Origin of the sequence: Pseudobacter ginsenosidimutans, from assembly GCF_007970185.1 — a bacterium.
Classification (GTDB): Bacteria; Bacteroidota; Bacteroidia; order Chitinophagales; family Chitinophagaceae; genus Pseudobacter; species Pseudobacter ginsenosidimutans.
Genome location: NZ_CP042431.1, coordinates 450,641 through 475,971 on the forward strand (window position 1 = coordinate 450,641; position 25,331 = coordinate 475,971).

At 46.4% G+C, this 25,331-nt stretch carries 29 protein-coding genes; 11 read left to right on the forward strand and 18 right to left on the reverse strand.

Annotated features, from left to right (window positions below):
• Positions 1-51 precede the first annotated feature (51 nt).
• Positions 52-636 carry a Holliday junction branch migration protein RuvA gene (gene ruvA, locus FSB84_RS01730; protein WP_130543289.1) on the reverse strand — a complete coding sequence of 195 codons (585 nt, stop codon included), beginning with the start codon at positions 634-636 and terminating at the stop codon, positions 52-54.
• Positions 637-768: 132 nt separating this feature from the next.
• Between ruvA and FSB84_RS01735 the strand changes: the two genes are divergently transcribed.
• The 3 genes from FSB84_RS01735 to FSB84_RS01745 are packed head-to-tail and all read left to right on the forward strand — an operon-like array spanning position 769 to position 3,613.
• Positions 769-1,761: a beta-ketoacyl-ACP synthase III gene (locus FSB84_RS01735; RefSeq protein ID WP_130543288.1), complete on the forward strand. Its 993-nt coding sequence runs from the start codon at positions 769-771 to the stop codon at positions 1,759-1,761.
• A 10-nt stretch (positions 1,762-1,771) separates the two neighbouring features.
• Complete coding sequence (locus FSB84_RS01740; RefSeq protein ID WP_130543287.1) at positions 1,772-2,236, forward strand: GNAT family N-acetyltransferase; 465 nt, start codon at positions 1,772-1,774, stop codon at positions 2,234-2,236.
• Between the two features lie 39 nt (positions 2,237-2,275).
• Entirely contained in the window at positions 2,276-3,613 is a 1,338-nt protein-coding gene (locus tag FSB84_RS01745) for a S41 family peptidase (protein WP_130543286.1), read from the forward strand.
• Between the two features lie 4 nt (positions 3,614-3,617).
• Here the strand turns inward: FSB84_RS01745 and FSB84_RS01750 are convergent, their stop codons facing one another.
• The 6 genes from FSB84_RS01750 to FSB84_RS01775 form a co-directional block, all read right to left on the reverse strand.
• Complete coding sequence (locus tag FSB84_RS01750) at positions 3,618-4,064, reverse strand: hypothetical protein (RefSeq protein WP_130543285.1); 447 nt, start codon at positions 4,062-4,064, stop codon at positions 3,618-3,620.
• A 14-nt stretch (positions 4,065-4,078) separates the two neighbouring features.
• Complete coding sequence (locus tag FSB84_RS01755) at positions 4,079-4,501, reverse strand: hypothetical protein (RefSeq protein ID WP_130543284.1); 423 nt, start codon at positions 4,499-4,501, stop codon at positions 4,079-4,081.
• A gap of 86 nt (positions 4,502-4,587) precedes the next feature.
• The gene (gene fabD, locus FSB84_RS01760) at positions 4,588-5,478 is read right to left on the reverse strand and encodes an ACP S-malonyltransferase (protein WP_130543283.1); all 891 of its coding nucleotides are present in this window, start codon (positions 5,476-5,478) and stop codon (positions 4,588-4,590) included.
• Positions 5,479-5,620: 142 nt separating this feature from the next.
• Positions 5,621-6,217, reverse strand: coding sequence for a GTP cyclohydrolase I FolE (gene folE, locus FSB84_RS01765; RefSeq protein WP_130543282.1), 597 nt, complete (start codon positions 6,215-6,217; stop codon positions 5,621-5,623).
• 16 nt (positions 6,218-6,233) lie between these two features.
• Positions 6,234-6,653, reverse strand: a complete 420-nt coding sequence (locus FSB84_RS01770; RefSeq protein WP_130543281.1) for a 6-pyruvoyl trahydropterin synthase family protein — start codon at positions 6,651-6,653, stop codon at positions 6,234-6,236.
• Positions 6,654-6,691: 38 nt separating this feature from the next.
• Positions 6,692-7,102 carry a 6-pyruvoyl trahydropterin synthase family protein gene (locus tag FSB84_RS01775; protein ID WP_130543280.1) on the reverse strand — a complete coding sequence of 137 codons (411 nt, stop codon included), beginning with the start codon at positions 7,100-7,102 and terminating at the stop codon, positions 6,692-6,694.
• A 66-nt stretch (positions 7,103-7,168) separates the two neighbouring features.
• On the opposite strand from FSB84_RS01775, the gene mqnB reads away from it, so the two are divergent.
• Together mqnB and FSB84_RS01785 are read left to right on the forward strand one after the other, a co-directional pair.
• Positions 7,169-7,843 (forward strand): futalosine hydrolase, encoded by a 675-nt coding sequence (gene mqnB, locus FSB84_RS01780; RefSeq protein WP_130543279.1) that lies wholly within the window; start codon positions 7,169-7,171, stop codon positions 7,841-7,843.
• Between the two features lie 9 nt (positions 7,844-7,852).
• The gene (locus FSB84_RS01785) at positions 7,853-8,692 is read left to right on the forward strand and encodes a 1,4-dihydroxy-6-naphthoate synthase (protein ID WP_130543278.1); all 840 of its coding nucleotides are present in this window, start codon (positions 7,853-7,855) and stop codon (positions 8,690-8,692) included.
• Between the two features lie 10 nt (positions 8,693-8,702).
• On the opposite strand, the gene FSB84_RS01790 is transcribed toward FSB84_RS01785, so the two are convergent.
• The 3 genes from FSB84_RS01790 to FSB84_RS01800 all read right to left on the reverse strand — a co-directional run bounded on the left by FSB84_RS01790 (position 8,703) and on the right by FSB84_RS01800 (position 11,664).
• Positions 8,703-10,010 (reverse strand): cryptochrome/photolyase family protein, encoded by a 1,308-nt coding sequence (locus FSB84_RS01790; RefSeq protein WP_130543277.1) that lies wholly within the window; start codon positions 10,008-10,010, stop codon positions 8,703-8,705.
• Positions 10,011-10,072: 62 nt separating this feature from the next.
• Positions 10,073-10,921, reverse strand: a complete 849-nt coding sequence (locus tag FSB84_RS01795) for an aminotransferase class IV (RefSeq protein ID WP_130543276.1) — start codon at positions 10,919-10,921, stop codon at positions 10,073-10,075.
• 65 nt (positions 10,922-10,986) lie between these two features.
• Entirely contained in the window at positions 10,987-11,664 is a 678-nt protein-coding gene (locus FSB84_RS01800; RefSeq protein ID WP_130543275.1) for a response regulator transcription factor, read from the reverse strand.
• 1,318 nt (positions 11,665-12,982) lie between these two features.
• Between FSB84_RS01800 and FSB84_RS01805 the strand changes: the two genes are divergently transcribed.
• Both FSB84_RS01805 and FSB84_RS01810 read left to right on the forward strand, forming a co-directional pair.
• Positions 12,983-13,762, forward strand: a complete 780-nt coding sequence (locus FSB84_RS01805) for a sensor histidine kinase (RefSeq protein ID WP_130543274.1) — start codon at positions 12,983-12,985, stop codon at positions 13,760-13,762.
• 6 nt (positions 13,763-13,768) lie between these two features.
• Positions 13,769-14,428, forward strand: a complete 660-nt coding sequence (locus FSB84_RS01810; RefSeq protein WP_130543273.1) for a response regulator transcription factor — start codon at positions 13,769-13,771, stop codon at positions 14,426-14,428.
• Positions 14,429-14,708: 280 nt separating this feature from the next.
• On the opposite strand, the gene FSB84_RS01815 is transcribed toward FSB84_RS01810, so the two are convergent.
• Entirely contained in the window at positions 14,709-15,368 is a 660-nt protein-coding gene (locus tag FSB84_RS01815; protein ID WP_127126772.1) for a response regulator transcription factor, read from the reverse strand.
• A 925-nt stretch (positions 15,369-16,293) separates the two neighbouring features.
• Between FSB84_RS01815 and FSB84_RS01820 the strand changes: the two genes are divergently transcribed.
• The 4 genes from FSB84_RS01820 to FSB84_RS01835 all read left to right on the forward strand — a co-directional run bounded on the left by FSB84_RS01820 (position 16,294) and on the right by FSB84_RS01835 (position 19,774).
• The gene (locus tag FSB84_RS01820) at positions 16,294-16,701 is read left to right on the forward strand and encodes a hypothetical protein (RefSeq protein ID WP_130543272.1); all 408 of its coding nucleotides are present in this window, start codon (positions 16,294-16,296) and stop codon (positions 16,699-16,701) included.
• Between the two features lie 795 nt (positions 16,702-17,496).
• The gene (locus FSB84_RS01825; protein ID WP_130543270.1) at positions 17,497-18,336 is read left to right on the forward strand and encodes a sensor histidine kinase; all 840 of its coding nucleotides are present in this window, start codon (positions 17,497-17,499) and stop codon (positions 18,334-18,336) included.
• Positions 18,337-18,393: 57 nt separating this feature from the next.
• Positions 18,394-19,050, forward strand: coding sequence for a response regulator transcription factor (locus FSB84_RS01830; protein WP_127126780.1), 657 nt, complete (start codon positions 18,394-18,396; stop codon positions 19,048-19,050).
• Positions 19,051-19,093: 43 nt separating this feature from the next.
• Complete coding sequence (locus FSB84_RS01835; RefSeq protein WP_130543269.1) at positions 19,094-19,774, forward strand: hypothetical protein; 681 nt, start codon at positions 19,094-19,096, stop codon at positions 19,772-19,774.
• Positions 19,775-19,779: 5 nt separating this feature from the next.
• Here FSB84_RS01835 and FSB84_RS01840 read toward each other — a convergent pair whose 3' ends face one another.
• From FSB84_RS01840 to FSB84_RS01870, 7 genes are all read right to left on the reverse strand, one after another.
• Positions 19,780-20,439 (reverse strand): 3-oxoacid CoA-transferase subunit B, encoded by a 660-nt coding sequence (locus tag FSB84_RS01840; protein ID WP_130543268.1) that lies wholly within the window; start codon positions 20,437-20,439, stop codon positions 19,780-19,782.
• A 32-nt stretch (positions 20,440-20,471) separates the two neighbouring features.
• Positions 20,472-21,164, reverse strand: a complete 693-nt coding sequence (locus tag FSB84_RS01845) for a CoA transferase subunit A (protein WP_130543267.1) — start codon at positions 21,162-21,164, stop codon at positions 20,472-20,474.
• 60 nt (positions 21,165-21,224) lie between these two features.
• Entirely contained in the window at positions 21,225-21,884 is a 660-nt protein-coding gene (locus FSB84_RS01850) for a DUF4296 domain-containing protein (RefSeq protein WP_130543266.1), read from the reverse strand.
• Complete coding sequence (porD, locus tag FSB84_RS01855) at positions 21,881-22,801, reverse strand: type IX secretion system protein PorD (protein WP_130543265.1); 921 nt, start codon at positions 22,799-22,801, stop codon at positions 21,881-21,883. The genes FSB84_RS01850 and porD overlap by 4 nt, the downstream gene beginning before the upstream one ends.
• Entirely contained in the window at positions 22,794-23,990 is a 1,197-nt protein-coding gene (gene coaBC / locus FSB84_RS01860) for a bifunctional phosphopantothenoylcysteine decarboxylase/phosphopantothenate--cysteine ligase CoaBC (protein ID WP_130543264.1), read from the reverse strand. Before coaBC ends, porD begins: the two co-directional genes overlap by 8 nt.
• 132 nt (positions 23,991-24,122) lie before the next feature.
• Entirely contained in the window at positions 24,123-24,464 is a 342-nt protein-coding gene (locus FSB84_RS01865) for a DNA-directed RNA polymerase subunit omega (RefSeq protein WP_127126794.1), read from the reverse strand.
• A complete protein-coding gene (locus FSB84_RS01870; protein ID WP_130543263.1) occupies positions 24,439-25,254 on the reverse strand; it encodes an outer membrane protein assembly factor BamD in 816 nt (271 codons plus the stop codon). Before FSB84_RS01870 ends, FSB84_RS01865 begins: the two co-directional genes overlap by 26 nt.
• Positions 25,255-25,331: the final 77 nt, after the last annotated feature.

Below are 25,331 nucleotides of genomic sequence, written 5' to 3' on the forward strand. Positions count from 1 at the left end.
GGCCAATCTTTTTTCTCAAGAATTAGTTAAGTAGAAATCCTGACGATAGGCTTAGAGTGTTTTTAAAGCTTTCTTAATAATGTCTTCTACTACGGAAAGGCCCGGTTCAGCTTTGAGTACCTTTTGAATAGCCTGTTCACCGGCGGCACGGGCAATACCCAGCGCCATCAGAGCATTTAACGCATCCTGACCCGTTGGATTGTACGATGCTGAAGGAATATTTGCGTCCAGCCTTGATTTGGCCATCTTATCCTTCAGTTCCAGAACAATTCGTTCGGCGGATTTTTTACCGATCCCCTTGATGCTTTCCAGCAGCTTGGTATTGGCTTCGGCAATAGCCCTCACTATTTCTTCAGGCTTAACGGAAGACAGCATCATCCTTGCTGTTGCTGCACCAACACCAGACACACTGATCAGCTGGAGGAACAGTTCTTTTTCGACAGTATCAGAGAAACCATACAGAACATGTGCATCTTCCCGGATAGCGAGATGGGTATAAAGCAACCCTTTTTCGAGGCCCTGGATGGCGGAATAAGTGTTCAGACTGATCTGAAGTTCGTAGCCCACCCCATTGGCTTCCACCTGTACTACGGCCGGTGATTTATGCACGAAATTGCCCCGTATAAAAGCGATCATGACTGCGAAAATAGGGAAAAACCGCTTAATTATTATATAGATATGAATTGGTGAAATGATGATAACTTTTGGCGTATTTTTGTCGGCTTTATAAAGGCACCCTTTATTTTAATTCCATACTAAATCGCAAGGATGAGTCAAAAAATCACTGCCGCCATCACTGCCGTAGGCGGCTATGTTCCTGAAGATAAGCTGACCAATTTTGACCTGGAGAAAATGGTTGAGACCAATGACGAATGGATCCGCACCCGCACCGGGATCGAAGAAAGAAGGATATTGAAAGGTGAAGGAAAAGGTACTTCCGATATGGCAGTTCAGGTTGTGTTGCAAATCCTGGAGAAAAAGAACCTGAGCCCCCTTGACATCGACGCCGTGATCGTTGGCACTGTAACCCCGGACATGATGTTCCCCTCCACAGCCAACCTGGTTTGTCACAAGGCTGGACTGAAAAACGCCTGGGGCTTCGATCTCCTGGCCGCCTGCTCCGGATTCCTCTACTCCTTCTCTACAGGCGCCGCCCTCATAGAAAGCGGCCGCTACAAGAAAGTGATCGTGATCGGAGCTGACAAGATGAGCTCTATTATTGACTATAACGACCGCGCCACCTGCATCATTTTCGGCGATGGCGCTGCAGGTGTTCTGCTGGAACCCAATGAAGAAGGATATGGTATGAATGATACCATCCTGAAAAGCGATGGTTCCGGAGAGCCCTACCTCCACATGAAAGCCGGTGGATCACGCCGCCCCGCGAGTATGGAGACTGTTGCTAACAAGGAGCATTATGCGTACCAGGAAGGTCAGACCGTTTTCAAAGCCGCCGTTAAAGGAATGGCCGATGTAAGCGCTGAACTGCTGGAAAGAAATAATCTCACCGGTGAAGATATCGCCTGGCTGGTGCCTCACCAGGCCAACAAACGCATCATCGATGCCACTGCAGACAGAATGGGGCTGAGCCACGATAAAGTAATGCTCAATATCATGCGATATGGCAATACCACAGCCGCCACCATCCCTCTCTGTCTCTGGGAATGGGAAAAACAATTGAAGAAAGGAGATAATATAGTCCTCGCAGCCTTCGGTGGCGGATTTACCTGGGGCGCTACCTGGATCAAATGGGCTTACTAAAATAATCAAGATGGAATTCAACGTCCGGAGGGCCGTAAAGGCCGATTGCCCCCGATTGATGCAATTAGTTGTGGAACTGGCCGTGTTCGAGAAAGAACCCGATGCCGTTACCGTTTCTCCCCAACACTTTGAACAGAGCGGCTTTGGCGATAATCCCGTTTGGTGGGCATTTGTTGCTACCACCACCGACCCTTCGGGCGTTGAGACCATTCATGGATTTGCACTCTATTATATCCGCTACTCCACCTGGAAAGGTCAACGCCTTTACCTGGAAGACCTGATCGTTACAGAAGAGATGAGAGGCAAAGGCCTCGGAAAACTGTTGTTCGACAGGGTATTACAGGAAACCCGCGAAAAAAAATTCAGCGGCATGGTTTGGCAGGTGCTCGACTGGAATGAGCCGGCCATCGATTTTTATAAGAAATACGGCGCCAAACTTGATCAGGGCTGGATCAACTGTTCACTGGAATTGTGAAAAAAGGTGGTAACTTAATGGGACAGAAACTCTGTCACCATGAAACCAATCATTTTCCTGGCGATCATCCTCACACTCGCCATTTATCTTCCCGCCTGCAAGAAAAGCAGCGGAGGCGGATCCAGCAATAACGATCGCCTTAAAGATTCCACTATTCTGTACGCCCGCGATATTTATTTGTGGTACGATAAGATCCCCGCGTCTTTCAAAGCCAGGGATTATGCTGATCCCGACGCTATCATGGAAGCCATCAGGGATTATAGCATCGAGCCCGGATTTTCAGATCCGGTAGACAGATGGAGCTTTGCCGTTACCAAAAATGTATGGGACGATCTCAGCCAGGGCATCAGCAGTGATTTCGGTCTGGGCATTTTCTATTTTGCATCCAATGACCTGCGCGTAAGCTTTGTGGAACCCGCTTCACCGGCAGGTAAAGCCAATATCAAGCGCAGCTGGCAGATCAAACAGATCAACAACAGCTCCAATATCAGCACCAGCAATATCAATTTTGTATCCAACGCCATTTTCAACAGCACCAATGTTACGCTGTTACTCGGCAGGCAAGGTAAAGCAGACACCACCATTGCACTGACAGCCGCCACCTACCTGGAACAACCGATCATCCTGGATACCATCTATACAACCGGCGCCAGCAAGACCGGCTACCTGGTCTTCAACTCCTTCCTCGGAGATACAACAAAGATCAAGAACGAATTTTCACGCATCTTCAACAAGTTCAACACAGCCGGCGTGAGCGATGTGGTGCTGGACCTCCGCTATAACGGTGGCGGATATGTGCTTTTACAGGATGAGCTGGCCAATTACCTGGCCCCACCTGCTGCCAATGGCCAGATCATGGAAGAGCAAAAATTCAACAATAAATACTCCAACTACAATTCTACTTCAAGATTTAGCAGGAAAGGTTCCCTGGATCTGGACAGGCTATTCGTGATCGTTAGTCAGAACACAGCTTCTGCAAGTGAATTGCTCATCAACAGCCTGAAACCTTATCTCAATGTGCAATTGGTAGGACCAACCAGAACCCACGGCAAACCTGTGGGCTACTTCCCCATTCCTGTAATGGACTGGTATATCTTCCCTGTTTCTTTCCGCACTGTGAACAAAAATGGTGAAGGCAATTATTTCGATGGATTCACGCTGAATCACCAGGTTGGTGACGGGCTGGATAAAGCCTGGGGGGATATCACGGAGAGCTGCCTGGCAGCAGCCCTCAAATACATCAGCACCGGCGCATATGCAAGAGTGGTAGATCCGAATGGCATCATGCAACTGGAACCACAAACTGAAACCAGCAATGATCTGTTGGGAGCAAAACGGTTCAGGGGCGCCGTGGCTTTACCTAAAAATTTACGCTAATCGATTAACGTATCTGACGGAATTTGAGCTCATCTGAAAGTCCGGGCCGTTCATAAAAACGGCCGATTGTGATGGTCTTCTCTGTCGGATCCACTTTGAATTCATAGCCAGTGTAGTTACTGGAATTGTAGTAATTATAGATGTAAAGGCTATCGTTTTTCAGATAATACGCATATACACCACCGGGAGACTTGTTGCTTCCGTCCCCGGCTTTAAATGCTTCAGATCCCATAATGAACACACCTGCATTGGAAGGCGGCCTCCATGGAAGTTGCTCCAGCATGGTTTTGGGAGCATTGAAATTGAGCGTATCTTTTTGCATACTGCTCTCCACCCATACACCGGCGTAAGGGCCATTCACATCATAACTCTGGAGCTCCTGGTCCGACTTATCTTTTTTGCAAGCCGCACCCAGCACCAGCATCGTCATTAAGCAATACATCAACCTCATCAGTATCTAAGTTTTTATTCTACTTTTTCAAATTTCAGGATTGTACTTAAGCCCGGTCTGGAATAAAATTTTTCCATCATAAAACACTGTCCGTATTTGATCCATCTGAACTCAAACTGAGAAGGACCGCCAAAGACATTCAACTGCAGACTGTTCCCTTTTTTAATATAAGAACATAGTTCCGACAGATAGGCTTCAATCCCGGGAGCAGTTTCCACTTTACGGGAATAATAAAAATACCCGGCAACCTCTTTCAAAGGATATGAAGGATCATACAAAGCCAGACCCTTTGTAAAATCCAGCGTATCCTTACGTAATGTCGTTTCAACATATACACCCGTATAAGAACCTGTTTTCGGCCCTTGCTCATCTGAACTACCATTCTTACTGCAGGCACTAACTGCTAATGATAATAAAAGAAAACAGGTCAACCGCATAACGACAAGGTTTATACAGTTGACCCGTTTATGGGATAAAAACGTTGTTTCAGGCACTAAAATTTGACAAATGTCAACAATAACACTTAGGCAACTCCTTCAGTAGTGACAGTTTTGTCGATTTTGTTGATCAATCCCTGCAATACTTTGCCGGGTCCAACTTCTGTGAAGCGGTTACCGCCATCAGTGATCATCGCCTGAACGCTCTGCGTCCAGCGAACAGCGCCGGTAAGTTGATCGATAAGGTTCTTTTTGATCTCTTCCCTGTCCATTACTGCTTTGGCCACCACGTTTTGATAAACAGGGCAGGTAGGATTGTAGAAGGTAGTGGTTTCGATAGCGGCTTTCAGTTCTTCGCGGGCTGGCGCCATCAACGGAGAATGGAAAGCTCCGCCTACAGGCAGTACCAGGGCACGTTTGGCGCCGGCAGCCTTCATTCTTTCACAAGCCACTTCAATACCTTTGATGGTTCCGCTGATCACCAGCTGACCAGGGCAATTGTAATTGGCAGGCACTACCACTTCGCCGGTTTCGGCAGCAACGGCAGCACAAACCTCTTCCACTTTTGCATCATCCAGTCCCAGCACGGCAGCCATAGTGGACGGCTGGATTTCACAGGCTTTCTGCATGGCCTGCGCGCGGATGCTCACCAGTTTGAGACCATCTTCAAAGCTCAGCACGCCATTCGCCACCAGTGCAGAAAACTCACCGAGTGAATGACCTGCCACCATTTCCGGTTTCACGGAATCAATGCCCTTGAAGGCAATCACAGAATGGAGAAAAACCGCAGGCTGTGTGACTTTTGTTTGACGCAGATCTTCCTCAGTTCCCTCAAACATGATGTCGGAAATGCGAAAGCCAACAATCTCATTGGCCTGCTCAAACAACTTCTTGGCAAAAACGCTCAAATTATAATGGTCCTTTCCCATACCCGGGAATTGTGATCCTTGACCGGGAAACACAAAAGCATGCTTCATAAGTTACCTGGGGTTTAGACAGACAAAAATGCCATAAAGGAATTATAAAACCAAAATCTTTGTAGCATACGAAAATCCGATTCTTTGCAACAGCAGGTCCCGTGCGGTTTACCCGGAACAGGTCAGGTGCTGGCAAAAACTCCTAGTGTAATCTGGAGGAGATCAGTTTGGTGAATTCACTGCGTGTTTCACTTTTTTCGAATTCTCCCCAGAAAGCTGAAGTAGTGGTAACAGAATTTTGTTTCTGTACGCCACGCATCATCATACAAAGGTGGGAAGCTTCGATCACCACGGCTACGCCGAGGGGACGGAGCGTTGTTTTGATGGCATCCAGGATCTGGGTGGTAAGTCTTTCCTGTACCTGCAGTCTCCTGGAGAAAACGTCCACCACGCGGGCGATCTTGCTCAACCCGGTGATATGACCGTTAGGGATATACGCAACATGAGCTTTACCGAAGAATGGCAGCAGGTGGTGCTCGCACATGCTGTACAGTTCGATATCTTTTACGATGATCATTTCGCTTACTTCTTCACGGAACATGGCGCTGGCAAGGATTGCATTGGCATCCAACTGGTAACCCTGTGTGAGATATTGCATGGCTTTGGCCATTCTTTCGGGAGTCTTCACCAATCCTTCGCGCTGCGGGTCCTCACCCAGAAGATTCAACACTTCACGGTAGTTATCAATCAGCCCTGAAGTGATCTTATCTTCGTATTGTTCTGTTTTCTTGTAAGCCATTGTAACAGTTTTTTTGTTAGTTGTTCACCGGGTATTCCACGAAGTTCCGCTCTGTTTCATAGAGACGGACCTGCAGATCGAATTTGGGATCGATCTTTGCGCGCAGCAGTTCGTAGATCACGATGCAGATATTTTCAGCAGTCGGGTTACTGTCTTTGAAAAAAGGCGTATCAAGGTTAAGGTTACGGTGATCGAAATGTTCCAGCACTTCATCGCGGATCAGGTCACTCAGGATCTTGAGGTCCATCACATACCCGGTTTCAGGATCAGGTTCTCCCACTACTTTCACTACCAGTTCATAATTGTGCCCGTGAAAATTAGGATTGTTGCATTTTCCGAATACGGCATCATTCTTTGCCATATCCCATGCGGGATTGTACAACCGGTGAGCTGCATTGAAATGTTCTTTCCGGAATACGGCTACTTTCCTGCTCATATCAAATGTATTACGATAATAGCTTTAAAAAGTTTGGCTTACCCTCCAAAGTATTCAACAAAAATCCTTGGTGTTTCGTACAGTTTGATACAATGCAGCTTTACAGTCTGGGGCAAATGCGGCTGTAATTGCTGCCAGATGGCAATGGCCAGGTTTTCCGTAGAACAAAGCTGCCCCTGCATGAAATCCACGTCCATATTGAGATTCTTGTGGTCCAGCTTGTCCAGTACATGTTGTTGTATCAGTTTGCTCAACTGCTTCACATCATACAGGAATCCGGTATCGGGATCTGGCTTGCCTTTGATGGTGACCAGCAATTCATAATTGTGACCATGCCAATGCTCATTGGCGCATTTGCCAAAAACCTGTTCATTCTTTTCTTTGCTCCAGGCGGGGTTATAAAGCTTGTGAGCGGCATTAAAGTGTTCAACACGAGTCAGATACACCATAGATCATAATTAAATTGCCGCGCAAAGGTACAATTTAATGGGTTTACATCTCCTATCTTTGCCGGCATGGAAATAATGCTGGTGGCCGCCACTCCGCTGGAAATTGCGCCCACGCTGGAATGGCTGCAAAAAAATGAGCTCCGCACTAAAGCAGGAATAAGGGTGAATGCAGTGATCACCGGCATCGGCAGTATGCAAACCACTTACCGTCTGATGCATGCCATTCAGCAGCAAAAGCCCGATGCCATGATCCAGGCCGGTATCGCAGGCAGTTTTTCCCTCACCTGCCCACCGGGCACACTCGCCATTGTTCAGGAAGAATCTCTGGGTGATCTTGGCGTGGAAGAAGAAGGGAGTTTCAAAGACCTGTTCGATATGAACCTTCAGCAAGCTGCCGTATTCCCATTTACAGATACTGCATTGCTCAATCCTTATACATCGTATTGGGCCCATCTCGGGCTGCCATTGGTGAAAGCCGTTACCATTAACGAGATCACTACTTCGCCACAACGCATCAGGATCCTGCAACAAAAGTATTCCGCGATTGTTGAATCTATGGAAGGAGCTGCATTCCATTATGTGTCGCTTCAGCAAAAAATCCCTTTCCTGCAATTGAGAGCCGTCAGCAATATGGTGGGCGAAAGGGATAAGAAGAACTGGCTGATGAAAGAGTCTATCAACCTGCTCAACCAGCAATTGATCAACATACTGCAGGAACCGGAAATATTTAGTGAACAATAACTGATCAACATGAAACTTACTCTTGGCTTTTCTCCCTGCCCGAATGATACATTCATCTTCGATGCACTGGTGAATAAGAAGATCGATACGGAAGGTCTGGAAGTAGAACCGGTACTCGAAGATGTTCAAACCCTCAACGAATGGGCATTGAAGGGAAAGCTGGATATCACCAAGATCAGTTATGGTGTGCTTCCGCTGATCATCAAGGATTATATCGTGCTCAATGCAGGTGGAGCACTCGGCAAAGGCGTTGGGCCGCTCTTCATCACCCGAAATGATGGAGAAGTGAAACCAGTGGAGGAAATGACCGTTGCCATTCCCGGTGAACAAACCACTGCACATATGCTCTTCTCGCTCGCTTATCCGCAAGTGAGAAAAAAGAAATTCCTGCTCTTCTCTGAAATCGAAGATGCTATTTTGAATGGACAGGTGGATGCCGGTGTGATCATCCATGAAAATCGTTTTACGTATCAGGACAAAGGCCTCCTCAAACTCGCAGATCTGGGAGAATACTGGGAAACCACTACCAGCAATCCTATTCCACTGGGCGGCATCGTGATCAGGCGTAATATCGATCCTGTTCTGCAACGCCGTGCAGACAGTCTCATCCGCAGGAGCCTTGAATACTCATTTGCGCATTATCCTGCTGTTACAGATTATGTAAAACAGCACGCACAGGAAATGAGCGAGGCAGTGATGCGTCAGCATATCGATCTCTATGTAAATAATTATTCACTGGACCTGGGCTCAGATGGCAGATCAGCCGTGAAGAAATTCCTGGATATTTATGGGAACCTTCACCAGACTTCTGTGAATGGAACGGAATTGTTTTTGGAGAATAACCTGTAGCAATGAAGCATCATTCCCGTTTCAACGCTTTACTGTATGCTTCCAGGCAGCGCTTTCTTGCAAACTCATGATCCACTATCGGTTCGGGATAACCGAAATCGTCCAGCTCCGGCACCCATCTTCTTACATACTTCAATTCCGGATCAAATTTCTTTGCCTGCAGTGTGGGATTGAATACGCGGAAATATGGTGCAGCATCGCAACCGCTTCCTGCCGCCCATTGCCAGTTGCCATTGTTGGAAGCGAATTCGTAATCCAGTAATTTCTCCGCAAAATATGCCTCGCCCCATCGCCAATCGATCAGCAAATGCTTGCACAGGAATGATGCAACGATCATGCGCACACGATTATGCATGAAACCAGTAGCATTGAGCTCACGCATGCCCGCATCAACAATGGGATAACCCGTTCTTCCCTGGCACCATCTTTCAAATTCCATTTCATTATTGCGCCATCGGATCAGGTCGTACGCAGGCCTGAAAGCTTTTCCCTGTCCTACATGCGGGAAATGCCAGAGGATCATCTGGAAGAAATCGCGCCAGATGAGCTCATTCACAAAAGTGGCGCTCAATGGAATTGTCTGCTGCAACACTTTGCGAATGCTCACGGTACCGAACCGCAGGTGAACGCCCAAACGAGTAGTGCCCTGTAACGAAGGGATATCGCGCTGTTCACTGTATCGCTGGATGAGTAACTTCTTCAGCACTGTTGCAGGATATGGTTGGTCCGATTCTTTAAAACCGATCTTCCTCAATGAAGGAATGGCCATTGCTTCCTGCTGATAAAAGTTGTGGAAATATTTTCTGTTGGGATAAGACCCTTGATAAAAATCGTTCAGTGTAGCCAGCCATCGTTTACTGTAGGGCGTGAATACTGTGTAAGGTTTTCCATCATCTTTCACTACTTCGTTCTTCTCAAAGATCACCTGGTCTTTGAATGTATGAAGCGGAATATTGTGTTCATTCAGTAAGATCCGAACTGCTTCATCCCTGTCTTTTGCGTACAGTTCATAATCATGATTGGTGTATACTGCTGCAACAGGATAATGCTTCAACAACTGTGCAAATGCATTCAGCGGCGTATCGTGAACAACCAGCAATGCAGCGCCCTGTGCCAGCAGCTGCTCCTGCAAGCCTTGCAATGCGGCATGAATGAATGCCACTCTATTGTCTTGCTTATTATCGAGCTGATCGAGAATATTCGTATCGAAGATAAATACAGGCAACACAGGTTCAGCCTGCCTGAGGGCTTGATAGAGCCCGGCATTATCATCGAGACGAAGGTCTCGGCGAAACCAGAAAATGTTCAGTTTCTTCATACAACAAATGCGATTGACACATTCATCTGTGTTAGATGAAGCGTTGATGCAGCAGGATTGTTTTAATGATGCAATGGCCTGATCAGCTGATCATAGAGCTGTGTGGTGAGAGAATGACCGTATTTCTTATCTCCGCATTGCGCCACCCGGCGGATCCCGCTGATGGCATTGGTAAGAAAAACTTCATCGGCTTCTGCAAGGTCCTCTGCAGTGCCGGCCTGTTCTTTCATAGTTACTCCTGTAATGCGACCGCATTGTTCCAGGAGATGACGGCGCATAACGCCGGCCACACAGCCTTCAGTCAAAGGCGGGGTAAAGATCGTTCCATTTTTGACCCAGGCAATATTTGCGATACTTGCATCGCAAATCCGGTCGAAAACGTTCAACAAAACAGCATCATTGAGCTGATTCCGTTTTGCAAACTGTGCAGCCATCAGGTAAGGAAGATAGTTGTTCGATTTGAGATTGGCGAAAACGTCGCAGGCTTTCCGTGCGTCTGCATAGATGCCGATCTGCAATCCGTTTTGATTGAGCTGCATGGCATGTTCCGGCAATGGCCAGCATTGAATGAGCAACTGAGGTTGCATACTTTCAGGGTCATAAGGGCCGCCGTTTGACCGGAGTATACTTAAGCGGATGCGGGCAGCTTTTTCTGTTTTATTTTTTCGAACGAGCTGCAGGATGTTTTCTGTAATGAACCCGCGGGTGAAATGTTTGGGAATTTCGAATTGAAGCAAACTGAGTCCATGGAAGAGACGGTCGAAATGCGCATCGGCGAGAAGCAGCCTGTTATCGATGAGCTTCACCGTTTCGAAGAGCCCATCGCCATATCGCAGGGCGCGGCTGTTGGCGCCAGTAACCGGAGAGCCGCCGGGAATGAATGAACCGTTGAAATAATCGAATGTAGACATGGATGGTTGCGGGTGACTGTTCACAGTTGGGATCACTGTGATACAGCAACCCGCAACAAGTAGTATTAATTGCCGTTCTGATCGATAATGCCGTTCTTCACTGCATACATTACCAGGCCGGCCATTGATTTAGCTCCTGTTTTGGTTTTCAGTTTATCGCGGATCGCTTCCACAGTGCGGGGGCTTATTTCCACAATATCAGCGATCTCCTTGGTAGTTTTCTCCTCACACATAAGCTTGAGCACGCGCATTTCCTTGTCGGAAAGGTTTACATCCTGTGGACCGGCAAGGTCTGTTCTTTTGGTGCGAAGACCGGTGAGCAGTGCTTTATTGGTGAGCTCGTTGAAGAAGAACTCCTGCTCGAAACAGGTTTTGATGGCCTGGTAAATGGTTTCCGAGTCGGAGTTTTTGGTGAGATAGGAATTGGCACCGATCTCCATGAGCTTACTGATCATGGAGTGATCGTTGTGCATCGAGAGCACAATCACTTTTGCTTCGGGGCGAACCTTCCTGATCTCGGGGAGTGTTTGGATGCCATCCATGATAGGCATCTGGATATCAAGGAGAATAACATCAGGCTCTATGTGTTTCAACAGATTGATCAGTTGCATGCCATTGTCTGCTTCCGCAATGAGCTCCACATCTTTTTTAGCCGACAGGGCCGTTTTAACGCCTGCCCTGAAAAGGGCGTGATCATCCGCAATTGCTACTCTTATGAGCCTTTCTCCATCTGGTTTTTTCATACGGTTCTATTGTATTTTATATTGTGTTCCAGGTTTAGTTTGATAAGGCATCAAACTGAGGGGTTGAACACCTGGTTCTAACCGTGCTCAAAATGATAATTTTTCGTGACAATTACTATAGCAGATTTACGAAATTATACTATTTCGGAATATACAGGAAACTATTTATAAACAGGGAATCTACGATTTGAAATCGGTGTTTTACGATGATTTCAAAGGAAACTTTCTAATGCGGTTGGTAAATACCGTATTTTGAAAATGAAGCAAATCTGCTCTTGTGCACATAGTTATCCACAAGTATTTTTGTTACACAAGTTGATTGACGAGGATTAGCAACCTCACACCATCCAATGTCCTTATAATAACCGTCCAGAAAAGTATTCCAATATCTATGAAGCCAGCAAAATCCAATGTCAATCAACTTTCTTTCTTTGTATGTTTTAGCTGATTTTATTCTCCTGTCCGGCTTCTTAACTTTTTTCCTCTTATTATCAGCATCCTTTTTAATCAACTCAGGTTTTCATAATCATGGTTTTATTCAACAGCAACCTGCCACTTTGCAGCGTAAAGAATTGTGGTCTTGTTGAAGAAGTTCAATGCTTTGGAGGATGCTCTGCAGTATGAACGGAACTTTTCCCCAATAAAGACCGGACCAGATTTTGCATTATTTTTTTTCATAATTTTAGTTAGATCGCCTTCTTTCCAAACCTTTCCTTTCTGAAACCATTCAACGCTCCCCAACCTTTTTGTATTAGCCGGGTCCTGGTTACTATATTTCCCATCCCCGTCATTTGGCTAAGGTTCTGGTTAGTTTCTTAACCTGCACATTTCCCTTACAAAATTCTTCTCAAATAGCAAGGGGAAAAAAAACGCAAAATCCCGTTTTTTTTCCCCTTGCTTCTTTTTAATCTCCTCTTACTTTTGATCAGTACACATTTTTCGTATGCACATCACTGTTATACTGCATGCGCTAACATTAAACCTTTGTATCATGGTCACTGATCCTTCTGCTTTCTGCATCCAGATAATTATTCCATTTAAATGTCTTAGTTGCTCTGCCAGCAATGCCCCGGACCCTTCCGTTCTATTCGATGTTTGCTGCCCGGAGAGCTCATTCCCACCTATAAACAGCTCTCCCCCATTAAGTTCCATGGGTCTACCCGGGCCCATGGACTTATTATTCCCGGATGCTACGTCAACACAGCTGAATTAACCATTTTATCGCAATGCTTATCATTGCACTCAACTTCCCATCCCCTGATCTTACTGAGCCGCAGAAATTACACTGAATAAATCCATCATCAAAAACCAAATCTGTATGAATCAACTCTTCATCAGTTTTTTTGTAACCAGTGCTATGAGCATGCTGGTATTCATTGTACTCTTACTCATTACCATCACACTTCAGTTCCGGAAAAAACATTCCTGGTTCCACTGGTCGGTACGCAGTTTTGTTTCCGGTTTCAGGCTCCAGTTGCTCAACACAGAAATGCTGGCACAGGAAGCAATTTTCCGCATGATCTCGAGAGAGATACATGACAATATCGGACTTACCCTCACCGCTGTCAAGCATTTTCTCTACCGGCTCAAGCCAAGGCAGGATCCGGATGAAGCCCGGTATCTTAAAGGGTCTATGGGAATGCTCAGCCGGGCAATGGACCAACTCCGTCACATAAGCCACAGTATGAATGGCGATGTGCTGGAAGATCAGGGACTGGTGAATGCCCTTCAACAGGAAGTTGACAGGATCAATCAATTGGATCATTTGCAGATCGCATTGCGCGTGGAAGGTGAAGAGAAAAACTTCGAAACCTCCAAAGAGATTGCTGTACTGCGTATGATCCAGGAATCCATCAATAATGTAATCAAACATGCAAAGGCCAGGATGGTAGATATCCAGCTCAGGTTCTCTGGCAACCGTTTGGACCTTCAGGTTTGTGATGACGGCATAGGTATCGGTGCCGCGCTGGAAAAGAAAGTAATGGGCAGCGGATTGATCAACCTGCATAAACGTGCGGAATTGCTGCAGGGCTGCTGCAAAATAATCAGCAATCAACCCAAGGGAACCACTATCGCCATTTCAATACCCATCAATTGATAAACCATGAAAACAAATACTATCTATACTGTTGGTATCGCAGATGATCACAACATAATGCGTCAGGGTGTGGCAGTGATGATCAATACATTCGGCGGGTTTTCAGTAGTAATGGAAGCAGGTGATGGTGCGGAGGTACTGAAACAACTCGAAGCAGGTAATATACCTGACCTGATACTGCTGGATCAGAACATGCCTGAAATAGACGGCTATGCTACCGCCAAATATCTTATGCAGAATTATCCGGGCATCCGTGTGCTGATGTTTACCATGTATGACAACGACTCTTTCCTGATCCGTTTTTTACATGCAGGTGCAAGAGGATTTGTCCGTAAGGATGCGGACCTTGGTGAGTTGAAGCTGGCAATGCAGACCGTAATGGAGGAGGGCTTTTATCACTCAAACGATACAGCCGGCAGGATCACCACCACTTATCGCAGTCCTTTCCGCGATGAACTGCTCGGTAAAAGAACATTATCAGACCAGGAGGTCGAGTTCCTGAAACTGATCACTTCAGAAGCTACCTACAAAGCCATTTCTTCCATCATGTGTATCCCTATGCGCGCACTTGATACGATCAGGGATAATCTATTCATCCGTTTGGGAGTGAAGAACCGCGTTGGGCTGGCTATGTATGCCATCCGCAGCGGTATTGTTCATATCTGACGGATAACCTTTTGCTTTCTAGTTTGTCCATGTAATATTTAATCCCTCCCAATGAGAGCTCCGGAAGCCTGCATCCTGCAAGGCTCTGAACAAACTATGCCTGGTTCAGGAACAGCCAGGAAAGGAAACTGATTCATTACTGCGTCGTTACCGGCAATGAATACAGGGCCTGACCAGCAGGTTCAGGAATGATGCATGTTTTTCAGACAGGATGCTAAGCCGCGATCTGTGCGGGCGGCGTATCAACTGTGTAAGCTGGCAAAGGTGCAGGCTCCGGTTTTTAATCGATCAACTTATTGCGCATGCCATACATGATGAGTCCGGCAATGGTTTTTGCACCTACCTTGGATTTCATGTTTTGCCTGATAGTTTCAACCGTTCGCGGGCTGAGAAAAACCTCTTTGGAAATCTCTTCCGTGGTTTTGTCTTCCGCCAGAAGCCGGAGAATACGGATTTCCTTTTCAGAAAACTTGATGGGATTGGGGTAGAATTGTCTTACCTGTTTCTTGGTTTGAAGTTTGGAAAGTACAGCTTTATTAACGAGATCGTTGAAGTAGAAGTCTTCGTTCATGCAGGCAAGGATAGCCTGGTAGATCTCTTCAGGGTCTGATGTTTTGGTGAGATAGGCATTGGCGCCCATTTCCATCATCTTGGTGATCATTTCCTGATCATCGTACATGGTGAGCACCACAATTTTTACATCATTGTATTCTTTGCGGAGGATGCCGATAGCGTTCACACCGTCCACCTCCGGCATCCGGATGTCCATCAGGAGTACGTCAGGCTTCTTCAGCTTCATCTTGTGCATCAGGTCTTTTCCGTCCTCAGCTTCCCAAAGGATCTTCAGATATTCTTTGCCTTTGAGAGCCATCTTAATGCCGTCGCGGAAAATCTTGTGATCGTCGGCTATTGATACCTTGATTACCAGTTCAGCGCTCATAACGGGGCAGGTTTGACTTTATTGGTTGGGTTAGTAACGTAATAAACGAAGCCGGTGAACCATCATTGTATCGGGAGTAAAATCCCGTTAAAAATCCGTTGATTACACCGTGTCGGATACTCTCAATCAGCCACGCCATTGCCACGGCAAACGCTGCCGTTGCTGCTTCATGCCTTTATCTTTCTCTCCGGGTCCTTTTCAGGAACCGGATTCAGTAACAATGGTAGTTAGTTTTATTGAAACGGTATCGGGTTTTTACCAACACCCGGTACTGGAATATCTACGAACCTAAAAGTAATTACTGAACGGTCAAAATCAAGCAATAATGCTCTTGTAGCTTGAAATACACTACAATATATTTGTTCTGAAGTTGATTGGTACAGAATTGGCGACCTCTTCGATCATCCAATGTCCTGAGTTTACCGTCCAAAAACTAATTTCCAAATATCCACTGAAAGCCGTGTCAAATCCAATATCAGTCAACTTCTTCTTTTTTCCAATTATCTTCTGACAAGACCGGCTCCCTCTTTTATACTCCAGTTTATCATTTTTTACCTGAAAGGAAAAACTCAGCGGTTGATACACATTATCCACTGTTCCGGCAGCCCCGTTTTTAAAATCCGTTTAACTTTGGGAATACTTTTCCACAATCCGGCATGATTTGTGAATAAACCCGATAGGCTTCGTAAGTTTTACAGGCCAAATTTGCGATTTTTACCATAGTAAAAATACGGTCGCAAGCCAGAATTTCTACTCATTTTTGCATCGTAGTAATACCTTAAAATTTCTCGTAAACCCACGACACACTTGAATCGCAGGCAATTTAATCCATTTCGCCGAGCCTTTCTACCTGTTGCCCACCTTTTTTTTTGGAGGTTCTTTTACCACTCGGAACTACTATTCTAAACCTCTTAAACTTACTACTATGATGCAAAACGAACTCATCACTAAACGCGATATCAAGGCTATTGGTGAAGAGATCGGCTTCGAGCTCGGAGCTACAATGGTTAACGACTACCAAACAGCCAATCCACAGGACGCTTATTGCTACGTTATCGGTCGTAACATCATCGAAAACATCTTGGCTCAACCTGGTTGTGTAGGTATGCAGTTCTACAACGCTTACAACGAAATGGGCGAAAAAACTTTGGTTTATGTAGGTTTAGACGCTGATGGCAAAGCCATCCTGGAGTACTCTACTGTAAACAAAGAAGGTCAGCTGAACACAAAACAAGGTATCGTTGCTGACCGTATCGTTCGCAGGCCAAGCACTCAACCGCCTCCTGCACCTACTACACCTGATCCGGACACATTCACCTGGATCATCGATTAAATAGAATTTATTTGAACTTCATGATGCCTTTTATATATTTGACCCTAAATGCTGTTCAAATATAGAGGCTCTACTTCAACATATTACTATTTACTCTCACTTATTACCCTTATTACTGTTCGTCATTTTCTTTAAAAGAAACAGAAGAACAGAGATAAGGGTAATTTTATTTTATTGCGGATACGCTTTCCTGAATGATCTCACGATTTCCAATCTGAGCCTTCGCACCAGCGAATCGAATAATTTCCTGATCTATATCCTGTTAAGCCTCTTCACTGTTTTCGAATACCTGCTGTTCTCAGCATTTATCTGGCTCAACCTGCGGAAAGGGATCTTCAAGAACATCGTACTGATCGCATCCCCGTTCTTTCTGACCTTTTCTTTCTTTGAATTTTTCAGAACACAGGGGTCATCCATTGACTCCCTGAGCATTACGGTGGAATACCTTCTGCTTATTATTTTCTGCCTGTTCTATTTCTTCAAAGAGATCAATCAACCCGAATCTGTATTCATCTATTCTTCGTACACTTTCTGGGTTATTGTTGGCATTCTCATCTATTCCACAGGAACTTTCTTCTTTTTACCTATTCCAGGAATTTAAGTGATGAAGAATGGGCCAAATGGTCAGTCATAAATTATATATTTACTATTATTAAGAACATTCTTTTTGGAATCGCCGTGATCATGCCCAAAAAGAACGATACGCTCCAATCCCAGGAAAAACATTACAGGGATCAACTCTTTGATCCGCCACCACTAAACCCATTATAAAAACCAATTACCTGTTCATAGGCCATGCTCTTCCTCCAGATAAGCAGCACTGATAGCCCCGTTTCCCTGGTACTGTTCTTTGGTACAGTAGGTATGCTGGCATTGACCATCGGCCTCATCGTCTTTATCATATTCCACCAACGGAAAGTGATACGCTACCAATTACAGTTGCAGCGCCTGGAACAGGAGCAGCAGAAAATGTTGCTCAACGCTTCTATCCGCCTGCAGGAAGAAGAACGCCAGCGTATTGCAGCGGATCTTCACGATGATGCAGGCCCACTCCTCGCCACCGCCCGTTTATACCTGAACGAGAACCTGGTGAACCTCGATAAAACTTCGCAACTGCAAAGCATCTACAATGCCAAACAGATCATCGATGATACCATCCAGCTGATCAGGAATATCTCCCATAGCCTGATGCCTCCCACCCTGAAGAATTTCGGGTTGGAGTCTGCTGTGAACGACCTCTTCCAGAAGATCAGCGGTTCAGGCAGCATGAACGCCAGTTGCAGGTTCCATGATTATCGGGACAGGCTCCATCCGGACCAGGAACTGATCATTTTCCGCGTGATACAGGAATTGGTGAATAATATCCTCAAACACAGCAACGCCAGTTTCATTCACGTTACCCAGAACCTCGGCGGCACCAAACTGTATATCAGGATGCATCACGACGGAAAGGGAATCACCCAGAGCGATTTCGAGAAACTCAACAAGAGCAACCAGGGGCTGGGACTAAAAAATATCCAGAGCCGCCTCAAGCTCCTGCACGGAAGGATCTATTTTGAAAAAGATATGTCTCAAACCTATTATAAAGTAACCATTGAAATACCAAGAGTTGAGGAAGAAGTAGTAGCAGAATGATCCAATGGTTCATGTTCATACATTCTGTAAATTTAGACTGCCAATATCATAAAAACAATGGGACCCATTAAAGTTGCTATCGCAGACGACCACAAGATCTTTCGAAAAGGAGTGATACTTTCCCTCCGTCCCTACACCAATATCAAATTTGTGCTGGAGGCGGAGAACGGACAGGAACTGTTAGACAATCTCCCGGGATTGACAGAGCAGCCGGATGTAATTCTGATGGACCTGAGAATGCCGCTGAAAGACGGAATTGAAACCACCAAGATCATTGCCCGGCAATATCCGCAGATCCATGTGATTGCGCTTACCATGTATGAAGATGAGCGCTTCGTCAGCCATATGATGGAAATCGGCGCCAATGGATATTTGCTCAAAAGCGCTGATCCTGCCGAGATCAAGAAAGCCATTATGGAAGTAATGAGCAAAGGATATTATCTCAACAATTTCGTGAACAGGATATTGTTGAAAAAATCGCATGCCAGACAGAAAGTAGTGCCTACACTCAACAGTGAGATCACGCTGAGTGACCGTGAAAGAGATGTGATCAAGTACATCTGCATGGAATTCACAGCGCATGAAATTGCACAGAAACTGGAAGTAAGCCCCAGGACCGTGGAAGCGATAAAAGACCGGCTGATGGAGCGCTTTGGCTCCAAGAACACTGCCGGGCTCGTTTTCTTTGCCGTAAAAAACAACCTGATCGATTAGATTTATTACTCTATGAATTCCCGGTTACAGACTTGTAGCCACTATGGTAAAAGCCGGTACTATACAGAACATCCTTTGCATCATCGCCATGCTGGCTGCGCTGGCTCCGGCCCTGATCATCCTGTTCAGGCGCGTGTGGCAATCGGATATACTGAACTTCCTGATGGTGTTTTCTTTGCTCAGCTTCATGCACCAGTTGCTTGCGGGAATCATGCCAGTCAACCAGATCAGCTACCACTTCACTCATGCAGCTTTCAGTCTCAGTGAATTCATCCTATTGCTTTTCCTGCTCCGGCCACCGGCAAAACCAAAATGGATGCGCGACCTCTTCCATATCTTCTCCATCGCATTCCTCTCTGTTATCATTACGGTATATGCCATCATGGGGGCCACGTCTTCCGGCAGTACGGTAATGGTTTTACAGAACCTGATCCTGCTGGCTGCCGCCATTGCAGGTGTGATACAGCTTCTTAAATCGGATGAAGTATTCATCTTCCAGCTTCCGCTTTTCTGGATCATCGCAGGTACAATCGCCTTCTCCTGCATGGAGCTTTTGCTGGCAATGATCCCTTATAACGGGAACGGACAGCCGCAACGCGAAATGGCCATCATGCAATCGCTCGTGATCATTATCAGGAGCATCTTCTTCATCATCGCCGCTTTCACTAAAATAAAGAACCCCGCAGTGAAACACACTACAGGGTTCAAAGAGTTCAGGTATTGACCAGGTCAGATCTTCATTTCGGGAATATCTCCTTCGATGATGAGCTTACCGGCCGTTTTTGATTTGATCTCGTCCACAGACACACCGGGCGCACGTTCCAGCAATTTGAAGCCGCCTCCGGGCATTACTTCCAGCACAGCCAGGTCAGACACTATTCGTTTTACGCAGTTCACTCCTGTGAGCGGCAGCGTACAGGCAGGCAGCACTTTCGATTCTCCCCTGGGGTTAGTATGCATCATCGCCACGATGATATTCTTGGCGCTGGCCACCAGGTCCATCGCTCCTCCCATCCCTTTCACCATTTTCCCGGGGATCTTCCAGTTGGCAATATCTCCGTTCTCGGACACTTCCATCGCTCCGAGAACAGTGAGATCAACTTTCCCGGCACGGATCATTCCAAAACTTTCAGCGCTGTCGAAGAAAGCGCTGCCGGGAATGGTAGTAACCGTTTCCTTGCCTGCATTGATCAGGTCTGCATCGATCTGATCTTCGTCGGGATAAGGACCCATGCCGAGCAGTCCGTTTTCCGACTGCAGCATGATGCTCATTCCTTCAGGGATATAATTGCTCACCAGCGTGGGAATGCCGATGCCAAGATTAACATACATGCCATCGCGCAGTTCCTGCGCAATGCGTTTTGCAATACCGAATTTATCTAAAGCCATAAAAGCATTTGAAGATGAAAAAATAGAACAGGTCAGAGTTTTACGGTGCGCCTTTCAATCCGTTTCTCATAATTGGAGCCCTGAAAGATGCGGTGGACGTAGATTCCGGCCACATGTACGTCATCCGGATCGATCTCGCCGGGTTTTACCAGATGCTCTACTTCCGCAATGGTGATATCACCCGCTTTCGCCATGGAGGTAGAGAAATTCCGGGTGGTTTTGCGGAATACCAGGTTGCCCATGGTATCGCCTTTCCAGGCTTTTACGATAGAGAAAGACGCATGCAGAGCATGTTCCATCAGGTACATCTTTCCATTGAACTCGCGCACTTCTTTTCCTGCGGCTATTTCAGTTCCATAACCTGCCGGCGTATAGAAAGCGGGAATGCCCATACCGGCCATCTGTATGCGCGTAGCCAGCGTCCCTTGCGGAATAAGGTCCACTTCCAGTTCTCCATTGAGCAACTGGCGCTCGAACTCTGCATTCTCTCCCACATAGGAGCTCATCATCTTTTTGATCTGGCGGGTCTTCAGCATCAGGCCCAATCCAAAATCATCCACACCGGCATTATTGGAGATGCAGGTAAGGTTCTTCACCCCGCTGCGCACCAGCGCCGCAATACTGTTCTCGGGGATACCACAAAGACCAAAGCCACCCAACATGATGGTGGCTCCGTCCTGTATATCTTTTACTGCCTCATCGGCATTTGCAACAACTTTGTTCATATCTGACAAGCGAATTTTAGATGGCAAAAATACAGATAAACCCGAAGGTGGGTAAACGGCTTATGGCACGGGCTTCAAACGCTGGTCCCTGGCCCTGTTGCGTAATCTGTTGAGCACGGAATCCTTCCTGCGTTTCAGGTCTGCCGAATCCAGTTTCATTTTTGGATTGGCAGGTTTTATTTTTTTGGCGATAGAGTCTGCCCTCAATTTGTTGGCAACCGAATCAGCTTTCCGTTTATTGGCGATGGAATCTCTATATGATTTAGCATATACAGTATCCTTCATTTTCAGGTTCTGGAGAGAATCTTTTTTCTGCTGTTCACGCTGGCGCTCCTGCAACTCTTCGTCCCTTTTGCGATTGGCGCGGGTATAGATGGAATCGAACATCGATTTACTGATGTCCGGACGGGACAAATAGAACCTGTAGCTTTTCAGGAACTCTTCCTGTGAAATATCATGGATCTGGAATACCTGATCGTACAGCTTGAGGGTTTCAGTCTTGATATCCTTACGCTTGGAGGTATCCGAAGGGAAATAGGTGATAGCATACCGGTCTGCCAGGATCATATCCCACATTACTGCCTGCATAGACTCACGGTCCAGCACACCTGAAGGGACTTTGTTCTTATCGGAGCAAGCGCCCAAACCCAGCACCACAGCGATTCCTATGATCCATACAATACTTCCTCTCTTCCGTTTCACAAAGTGCGAACGCATCATTTCAATTCCGATTTATAGGTGTTGGCGTTGGAGATATCGATCTTCTGGAGGATATCCCGCGCTTTCTGTTTTTCTTCGGGTGTGGCTTTTTTGAAGATCCTGATCAGTTCCTGGGATTTGCCCTGGAGGAAGAAAGGGATGATCATCGTATTGCCGATATCGTTATTGAGGCTGTTGAGCATACTGAGGGTATTCAGTACTGCTGTACGGCCTTCATTTTCGTTCTCATACATATGGTCCATTCCGAGCCTGTAATAGCTGTACATGGCTTCGTGAATGGAATTGTAGCGGTTGTTCACCAGGTTCTCCACCAGCCAGTAGCGGTTGCGCAATCCGTCGAATGCTTTCCAGCCGGTGATATCCCTGTTCTCAGGAGCATTGTTCACTACATTTTGTGCTTTCTGGAAATAAGGATCGCCGCCACGGAGTGAAAAGGAATTGAAATCGAGGCCCAGGATCATGTACACATAATACGCAAACACGGCGCTGAGGTTGGATACCAGCGGATCTGAGCCGGACACGCGATTGTCGTTGAACTCGAAAGGCTGGAATTCCACGTAGCGGAAGGTAAGGCCATCGTCCTGAAAATTGATCAATGGCGTTTCGTAGTTGGTATTGAATACGGGACGTGCAGCCTGCACCGTTAGTGTGGCTTTGTAAATATTGCCAGGTTGCGCTTCCAGGATGTTCACCAGGAAATTGCAATTGATCTTTTCATTGGCCTGAAAAGTTTCATTGGTCCATTTTCTGGTATTGAGAAAATTGGTGATGGTGTTCTGCAGCGTGGAGAACACCTTCTTATCCGTTTGTGAGCTCACGCGGCCGGCATTGATACTGACGCGGGCATTGAGCTCCTGCGCCTGGATCATGATTGGCAAAACAGCCACTGTGAGTATCAGCAATATCTGTTTACGCATATAGCATTTTTACAATTCTGTCAACAATATCCCTGGCTACTTCCTTTTTGGGTTTCCGTTCGTAGGGGATCTCGTTTCCGTCTTTCTCGAAAATGGTGACCTTATTGGTATCAAAACCGAAACCGGCGCCATTATCGTTGAGCGAGTTCAGCACTATCATGTCTGCATTCTTCTTTTGCAGCTTGGATTGCGCATAGGCTTTCTCGTTACGGTTCTCCAGTGCGAAGCCAACCAGTACCTGTCCATTATGTTTGCTGGCGCCCAGGCTGGCCAGGATATCTTTTGTTTTTGATAATTCAAGGGTAAAATTATCTTCCGTTTTTTTGATCTTTTCCTGCGATAAGCTGGTTGGACTGTAATCAGCTACAGCAGCGGACATAACGGCCAGCGAGGCGGATGGCCAGTACATGGTACAGGCCTGGTACATTTCTTCGGCTGTTTGTACACGTTGTATGTGGATCCCCTTTGCAGTGGTTGTATAGGAAGAGGGGCCGAGCACCAGGTGCACTTCCGCTCCCCTGCGGGCCAGTTCTTCTGCAATGGCGATACCCATTTTACCGGAGGAATGATTTCCGATAAAACGAACCGGGTCCAGTGGTTCGTATGTGGGGCCAGCAGTAACCAGGGCGCGCTGTCCTTCCAGGTCCTGCCGTTGGAACAGGTGATCTTGCAGGTATTGCAGGATGGCTTCCGGTTCGGCCATACGGCCATCGCCGTGCAGGCCACTGGCGAGCTCGCCTTTGTCTACAGGGATCACTTTATTACCGAAGGATTCCAGGCGGGCCAGGTTTTCCCGCGTAGTGGGATGATGCCACATATCCTCATCCATTGCAGGCGCCACCACAACAGGACAGGTGGCCGAGAGATAAGTGGCGAGTACGATATTATCACATTGGCCGGTGGCCATTTTTGCGAGCGTATTGCAGCTAAGTGGCGCAATGAGCATTACATCTGCCCAGCGGCCGAGCATCACGTGATTGCTCCAGGCCTCCTCAGTGAAGAGCTCTGAAATAACCGGATGCTTTGATAGTGTTGACAGGGTAAGCGGGGTAACGAAATCTTTGGCTGAAGGAGTGAGCACTACACGAACTTCCGCGCCAGCCTTGATGAGCAGGCGGATGATGAGGATGGATTTGTAAGCTGCGATGCTTCCGGTAATGGCCAGCAGTATTTTCTTTCCCTGGAACATAGGCTAAAATTAAGAAGTTTCTGACAGGTAATGTTACGGGCGGTAAAGCAAGTTATGGGCCCTGTTCAGACAAAAAAAGCGACAGAACGATTCTGTCGCTTCACGAATTTTAGTTATCTCCAACAGCCATATTTAGCTGAACAGATCATCCTCGTTCTTGCGATGGTAGATCTTGTCTTCCAGGAATTCCTGGGTAGCCAGCAGCGCAGGATTGGGCATGCGCTCATAAGCACGGGAGATCTCGATCTGCTCTTTGTTCTCGTGGATCTCTTCGAGGCTGTCTGTATGGCTTGCAAACTCTTCCAGCTTGTTGTGCAGTTCCTCTTTCAGCCCGATATTGATCTGATTCGCACGCTTGGCAATGATGGCGATGGACTCGTACACATTACCAGTCTTGGACTTGATCACATTCAGATCTTTGGTTTCTGCTACGTTAGTGGTGTTGGCACTAATTTGGCGTCTTAGCTTGCTCATTAGATGGATCTTTGATGTTATTTTTAGATAATGTCAGATAACTGTCCACTTCCTTGCGCAATTTGCTATCAGGGAAGCGATCAATAAAATCGTTGCATTCAGTCACTACCTGCTCATAGCGGGCTAATTTCTTATCCTCGATACTGTTGGATGCGAACTGATAATATGATTTGATCACCTGAAATTTATATTCGTCGCTTTTTTCAGAATCCGGAAAATCGTTCATCAGGGAGGTGTATGCGATAGCGGCAGCCCTGAAGTGACCCATATTGAAATAGAGTGCGGCGCTTTTATGCGCTTTGTCTTCCATTTTCTCACGGCATTTATCAATGATCCCGGAAGCCTCTTTGGAGCGGGGTGATTCCGGGTGGGTATTGATAAAGGTCTGCATCAGGCCGATCGTTTTCTGGGTATTGGTCTGGTCCAGTTCAGCTTTCGGGCTCTGACGGTAAAAAGTATACGCTCTCATGTACTCCATTTCCTCTGCTTTGGGACTGTTGGGGAACACTTCCACAAATTGTTTGAAGAGTGATTCCGCATTGGGCCAGTCTTTGAGGTAATAGCTGCAATAGGCGTACTTATAAAAAAGATCTTCGAACTGTGGTTGTCCTTTGAGCAAGGGGAACAGTTCGGCGTAGAGCTGTGAAGCAAAATGATACTTCTTGGCTACATAATATTTTTCCGCCATCCTCAACTTATACTCATAATCGTTGCTCTTCTGCACTTTGGCAAATTTGGAGCAGGAAACGGCTGTAATGGCCAGGAATACGAAGATGACAGTTAATCTCATAAAAGTGGGCAAAGTTAAGGATTTAGGTACAAATATTAAAGGATTAGTTATTATCCTCAAAAAGAGGAAGTTAATAA